The following is a 6,826-nucleotide window of genomic DNA, read 5'->3' as shown; positions in this document are numbered from 1 at the left end:
TGTTGAAAAAATCATTCGAGAATTTGGAAAGGAATATAAAATTAATTTTGCTTAGGTACTTATCACTGGAATATCTTTACAGTCATGTTTTTATCAGCTTTCTTGGCTTTCTAGCTAGGAAAAGATGAGTTAGGCGTAAGCGGGTGGCGGGAATCGAACCCGCATTAATAGCTTGGAAGGCTATAGTTTTACCACTAAACTACACCCGCAAATTTCCAGTTATTCAACTATAGCATAGCCTTATTGAAATTACAAGCCTTTATTGAGAATTTCTTGACTCAATTCTAATCCGCACATATAAATTACTCAAATCTGGTTTTGAACCATCTTGATTATAAGCACCCACAAAGCTCTCTTGTCTGAAAATTTCATTGAGTGCCTGTTCATAGATGCTTTTCTCACTGCGGAGTGTCATCGGTTCAATACTGATCACTATCGCTTGTTGAAAGTTGCCATTTTTATCAATTACTAAACTAGCTAGTATATCTGCTGCTTTCAATCCAGAATCACTAGGGAGAATACTAATCTCTAATTCTTTGCTGTGACTACCTTGATATTCTGCCAAAACATCAGGTAAAGCATCTACTCTTAATTTTTGTTCTTGTCTTAATTGTTCTACTTCATCTTTCAGTATCGGCTCAACATTAGCCAAAACACCTCCTCCTTTTGAAACTGGTGTCTCTTCTGGAGTGGGAGTTTGTGCATCTTCTGGAGTAGGAGTTGGTGTCTCTTCTGGAGTGGGAGTTGGTGTCTCTTCTGGAGTAGGAGTTGGTGTCTCTTCTGGAGTGGGAGTTGGTGTCTCTTCTGAGGAAATATCATTTGGTAGGGGAGTTCCCTTTCCCAAAGTCACTTCTTGACGACGATTCCAAGGCAGTTCACCTAATGGTATTGTTTCTGTAGATGTAGGCGTTTCTGTAGATGTAGGCGTTTCTGTAGATGTAGGCGTTTCTGTAGATGTAGGCGTTTCTGTAGATGTAGGCGTTTCTGTAGATGTAGGCGTTTCTGTAGATGTAGGCGTTTCTGTAGGTGCAGGTGTTTCTGTAGGTGTTGAGTTTACTGATTTACGAACTGGTTGATCATTAAATTCAGGATCTTTCTCAGTGTCTTGACTTGGCTCTGTTTGTTCTAGATTTAACTTTGATTCAATCACATCATCTTCTGAGTTTTCAGAAGTCGTTGAGGTGGTTTTTGGTAAAGTTGCCGTAACAGAGTTTTGAGATGAAGAGGAAGGTTGTGGTTTTATTGTTGTAGATGTTGATTGTTTTTGTGATTTTACTGGAGGTGAAATATCTATCAAATCAACAGGAATATTGGCTGAATGAGAATGGGGAAGCCAAGGTTTAAATTCACCAGATGAACGCAAAAACAAAAATACTAACAAGTGTAGAGAAATTGAACTGATAAATACAATCATCCACAAAAAGGGTGGATCAGTATGTCTCCTCCAGCTTGGTGTGGAAACTAGAGATTTATCTGTAACTGAGGGTATCATTATCAAATTTACAGTATCTTAATTTTTCTTTTTTCCCTACACCCCACACCCTGCACCCTACACCCCACACCTCACACCCTAGTTATTGCAGTGGTTCTGGTGTCACGACAAATGTGAGAACCGTTTCGTCTATTCCTTTCAGTTCTAGGGGACTGCCTTTAGTAATTTCTTCTTCCTGCAAATAATCTGCCACAGCCGCAGAAACCAAGATACTACCAGGTACAGCAGCAGCTTGCAACCTAGCAGCAATATTCACGCTTGGACCAATAGCCGTATAGTCGGCACGTTCAGCACTGCCAAACATTCCCACAACTGCTGTACCTTGGTGGATGCCACAACGAAACTGTACGCCTTTGCGACCATCAGTTTCAAATATCCCTTGTTCTAGCCAACGTTGATTTAAACTAACCAAAGCGCGTTGCATTCCTCTAGCTGTATTGATAGCACGACGCACTTGTTCATTAGGTGTTAGTTCTTCTGGCGCTCCATACAAAGCTAAAATAGCATCTCCCATAAATTTATCCACAGTGCCACCATTGTTAAATACAACTTTGGTCATGGTTTCTAAATATTCATTCAGCACCTCTGCAACTTTTCGGGATCTGAGAGTATTGGATAGCTGGGTAAAACCAACAATGTCACTAAATAAAACTGTCACTAAGCGAGGTTCAGGACGTAAATCTAGGGACAAGCTGCCAGAAGCGGCTTTTTTAACCAATGCAGATGGCAAAAAGCGTTTGAGTACCGATTCTGTCAGATAGGTGTTTAATTCCAAAACTCTTTTTTCGTTTTCCTTCAGGGCTAAAAGATTCCTCGCTTCTGCCAGAAGTTCCCGGTCATTAAATGGTTTAGCTAAATAAGCATCGGCTCCATGTTCTGTCCCTTCAATCCGAGTCTCTTCATCAACTTTTGCAGTCAGCAGAATGATCGGTATCCCCCGCATTAGCTCTTGGCTACGGATCATCTGAATCATTTCTATGCCTGTCACCAAGGGCATCATTAGATCCGTAATGATCAAATCAGGCAGAATCTCATGGGCGACATTATATCCTTCATAGCCGTTGCGAGCAGTAGCCACTTGATAGTTACTGTCACGAAGAATTTCGGCTACATAAGAACGCATATCTGGGTTGTCATCTACAACTAAGACGGACTGATTATTTCGTGAAGGATGATGAACTTGAGGATTCGCTTCTGTAGTGACAGCACTAGTGGAGAAATTTTTGCTAATGATTTCTCTGTTGTCCCCTGTTGACTCGATATATTCCACATCAACCAATTCTACGCTGGCACGACTGGTATTAAGTTCACAGGGTGTGTCTAGTACCTGTTCTGGGGGTAAGTGATCTGTACCTGTTTGCAGTCGTAAGGTAAATTGAGTACCTTTGCCATAAACTGATTGTACTGATACTTCGCCACCGTGTAGTTCTACTAGTTCTTTAACCAAGGACAAACCCAAACCACTACCTTCATAGGTACGATTTTCTGAGCCTTCAGCTTGACGAAATCTCTCAAATAAATGGGGAATTTGCTCAGGAAGAATACCAATGCCTGTATCTTGGATTTGGACTACGCAGTTATTTCCATCATTAAACAATCTGACGCTGATTTTACCACCTTCGGGTGTAAATTTCATGGCATTTGACAACAGGTTGTAAAGCACTTTGTCAAATTTTTCCATGTCTAAATAGACTGTGGGACATTCAAGCAAATCCGTAATAACTTGTAGTCCTTTTTTTTCACAGTAGAGGCGAAATGAATCAACGATTTGGCTAACAAAGTCAACCATATCGCAAGGACGAAAAGTAGGCTGCATTCTGCCAGCATCTAGGCGTTGTAAATCTAGTAGTTGATTAACTAATCGCAGGAGACGACGGGAATTGCGGAGGGCGATCGCACTTTGAGCATGGGATAAACCTTCTCCTGCTGCCACCGATGACTCCAGCGGACCTTGAATCAAGGTGATCGGAGTCCGAAATTCATGGGAGATATTTTGGAAAAATTCGGTTTTTTGTCTATCTAGTTCTATGAGGCGTTCAGCTTGTTCACGAGTTTTTTGATACAAACGTGATTGTTGCACTGCGATCGCTGCTTGGGCTGCTACTGATTTAGCCAATTCAATTTCTGACGGCAGCCACTTACGGATTTTATTACCTTCTCTTAGGGTAATACTACCTATACACTTACCATCATGGAGCAGGGGGACAACCATGAGCGATCGCGGCCGCATTTTCAACGGCAAATCAAACGCCTGGACATCTGAAGAAGAATGAGTAATATCTGTAATAACTACAGGTTCTTGTGTTCTTAATATTTCCTGTAAAATTGGATTTTTCTGAATTGGAGATTGAGAACGAGATAAGTGTTGATTTAACGAGCGATGATGGCTGGTAAAGCGACTATCCTGAAAATTCTCTAAATTTTTAGAACTATCATACAAGCCTACACATTCTACAAATTCATCGTCCTGAGTCCATAAAGACAGGACACAACCATCAACTTGTAAAGCTTTTCCCAATCTTTGCGTTATAGCTGCAAATATATCTTGCGGATCTAAACTAGAGCGAATCTCTCTCGTAATTGTATTAATTAAAGCTTCTCTTTTAGCTAAAGCTTCTACTTGCTCATAAGCATAGGCTTGAGACAAAGCTAATGCGGCCTGATCAGCCACCAGAGACACTAGCTGTACCTCTTCCTCTTCCCAAACACGCCCTTGATGACATTGGTGTAGAGCTAACACTGCACTTAGTTCTTGTTGACAAATCAGAGGTACTACCAGGCTAGAACAAATATGAGCAGCACTAAAAGCCGCAGTGCGATCGCCATCCCCCTGGATACGCTCATCACCAGCCACATTGTGAATCACTTCTACTTGACTAGTTTCCCACACCGTCTGCGCTAAAAGAGATAAAGGACTGCTATGGTCTGGAGGATTTAGAGGTTGTTGATCTTCACCAGCAGAAATTGATTCCCCATGAGTAGATATCTCCTGTTCCTGAACTGACTCGTAAGCAGGTTTTTGGTAAATACATCCTTCATCTGCCAACTGGTTATCCTGGAAGGGACGTAATAGACAAACATCCACCTCCAACATATGCCCTACTGCATCGACGATAGTTTGTAAAATTTGCCGATAGTCTAAGGCGCTACGAATAGTATTGGTGACAGCATTCAGCAGGGACTCTCGACGGAGTGTGCGGGTGAGTTCACGGGTTCTAGCTTTAAGAACATTATGTGTATCCAAAGCTTGGCGTACCACAGCTTTAAGTTCTTCAGCTTCCCAGGGTTTAGTAACATATTTAAATACCTTACCAGAATTAATAGCTTCCACTAAATCTTCGACATCAGTGTAGCCAGTTAAAATAATGCGGATAATATCTGGGTATTGAGTTGCTGTCAGACTTAAAAATTCTGTACCGCTCATCATCGGCATCCGTTGATCGGAGATGATAACGGCTATGTCTCCCTCTTGTGCCAATAATTCTAGTGCCGCAGGCCCAGAGTTAGCCCTCAGCACCTGATATTCGCGATAGAAACTGCGGTATAGCAGGTCTAGGTTGTCTGGTTCATCATCGACAACCAAAATTTTTGGCTTACTGTTTGCTGGTGATATCATGTACCACTTTCCTGCTGCGATGGCAGTCGGGTAAAGAATAGTCTGATCAGATAAAGATTTTGCTGAATCAGGTAAGGTTCGACCATTTCGACCAATAGCTGTGGGGACAGATGACTGCTAGGTGTGTGAGAGTTTACTGACAACAATTGCTTTTAACTGTTTTCTTTTTTGAAACATGGCAACCGATTCCATAGTCATTTTTGATTCAACAAGTTGACTTTGACGGCATAAATCCTGCTTCTCCTCCTTTTATAACCTTTTTGGGCTACAAAATACCTCTTCAGGGATGAAATAGTGTCAGTAACCTGTATACTAAGTTTTCCCATCTTAGAGGTTGCACTAACACTCACAGGTCAATTTTATTGATTGTAATCATGGTAGATTCATGAATATGATGCAATAATAGTCATATTTGACGCTAAAGTATACTATTAAACAGGTATTTATTTCAAATTTACCAATCAGAACTAATACTAGAACAGTTAGTAGTGTTAGGGAAGCAGAGAATTAAAAATTGAGTATCTCTACAGATGCTCTTGCCGCTAGGCATTACACCATACTTACATAGTCAGTCTTCTTTCCCACACTTAGGGTAGTTGATAAGCTGATTTTAACATCTTAAAACTGGAAATCCCAAGAAGTTACTGAATTCAACTGAGCCGAGTGTCAATAAAAATACCATTAATTGCGGATACCTGCAAATCAAAGATATAGAATAGGTAAATTGTTATTTAGGAGTCACTCGATTTTGGATTTTGGATTGACCAAACACCATTAGGGCTGGGTATGGGGTGTGGGGCTAGTAACTCAAGAAAAGCCCCTACTTTTAAGTATGGAAACAGAAAAAAGATGTATGGCTGTAGCCAGGATAATTAGGACATTATGAATCCTAGAAACGTAGATATAACAAGGCTTTTCCTCCTGCCTCCAGCAAGACAGCCCTCTGCCTCCTGCTATATGTTGAAGTTTGAATTTTTTTCCCCCTACACTGTTATACAGGCATACTTAAGAAACTTATCTTTAAATCAAATTTATTCTCTAACTAGCTTTGAAATCTTGGTTTTTTCATCCACACCACCAACATTCAGTTACAGATGCTGGTACCCCTCACGGCAGACAAATCCAAATCCGTGAGGCTACATCTGCTGATTTGTATAGTATTGCTCAAATAATTGCGGAAAGCTTTCACTCCCAAAAAGGTTTATGGGGATGGGCATTTCCATTATTCCGTTTGGGTATTTATGAAGACTTAAGGCATCGTCTAGCCTCAAAGACACCTCATCAGGTTTGCTTGGTAGCCATTGATAATAGCATTAGTGGAACTAATCAAATACTAGGAACTGTAGAACTGAGTGTGCGTTTTGGCGATTCTTGGGCAAATGTTCACAAGAGTTTTCCTTATCTATCCAATTTAGCTATTGCTCCAAAATATCGTAGATATGGTTTAGCATCTAGTTTACTGATTACCTGTGAACAAATCTGTCAAGACTGGGGATTTCAGGATTTATATCTTCATGTCTTAGAAAATAACCATCAAGCTAGACAACTTTATTTCAAGCTAGGATATAGAGTGCATAAAGTTGAATCTGATTGGCATACTTTTTTTTTCAATCCTTCCCGGCTGATTTTTTTGCACAAACGCCTAAATACTTAATCACTACAAAGCCATTACTAATTTAATGCGTCAACAACAGGGTGTGGGGTGTGGGGTGTGGGGG

3 protein-coding genes and 1 tRNA gene are annotated in these 6,826 nt (G+C 40.7%); 1 reads left to right on the top strand and 3 read right to left on the bottom strand.

Annotated features, from left to right (window positions below):
* Positions 1 to 138: 138 nt before the first annotated feature.
* The 3 genes from A0J48_RS25530 to A0J48_RS25520 form a co-directional block, all read right to left on the bottom strand.
* Positions 139 to 209, bottom strand: a tRNA-Gly gene (locus A0J48_RS25530).
* Positions 210 to 259: 50 nt separating this feature from the next.
* Positions 260 to 1,414, bottom strand: a complete 1,155-nt coding sequence (locus A0J48_RS27310) for a hypothetical protein (RefSeq protein WP_234301162.1) — start codon at positions 1,412 to 1,414, stop codon at positions 260 to 262.
* A gap of 160 nt (positions 1,415 to 1,574) precedes the next feature.
* A complete protein-coding gene (locus A0J48_RS25520) occupies positions 1,575 to 5,108 on the bottom strand; it encodes a response regulator (RefSeq protein ID WP_200327374.1) in 3,534 nt (1,177 codons plus the stop codon).
* 1,048 nt (positions 5,109 to 6,156) lie between these two features.
* Here A0J48_RS25520 and A0J48_RS25515 point away from each other — a divergent pair.
* Positions 6,157 to 6,762 (top strand): GNAT family N-acetyltransferase, encoded by a 606-nt coding sequence (locus tag A0J48_RS25515; protein ID WP_200327373.1) that lies wholly within the window; start codon positions 6,157 to 6,159, stop codon positions 6,760 to 6,762.
* Positions 6,763 to 6,826: the final 64 nt, after the last annotated feature.

The organism is Sphaerospermopsis aphanizomenoides BCCUSP55, assembly GCF_001586785.1.
Classification (GTDB): domain Bacteria; phylum Cyanobacteriota; class Cyanobacteriia; order Cyanobacteriales; family Nostocaceae; genus Sphaerospermopsis_A; species Sphaerospermopsis_A aphanizomenoides_A.
The sequence above is the reverse complement of the archived record's forward strand: the minus strand, read 5'-3'. Positions and strand labels throughout refer to the sequence as shown.

What these genes read in the sequence shown, in the direction of transcription:
- A0J48_RS27310 (WP_234301162.1), bottom strand. Translation starts at nt 1,414, where the DNA reads ATGATTGTATTTATCAGTTCAATTTCTCTACACTTGTTAGTATTTTTG.
- A0J48_RS25520 (WP_200327374.1), bottom strand. Translation starts at nt 5,108, where the DNA reads ATGATATCACCAGCAAACAGTAAGCCAAAAATTTTGGTTGTCGATGAT.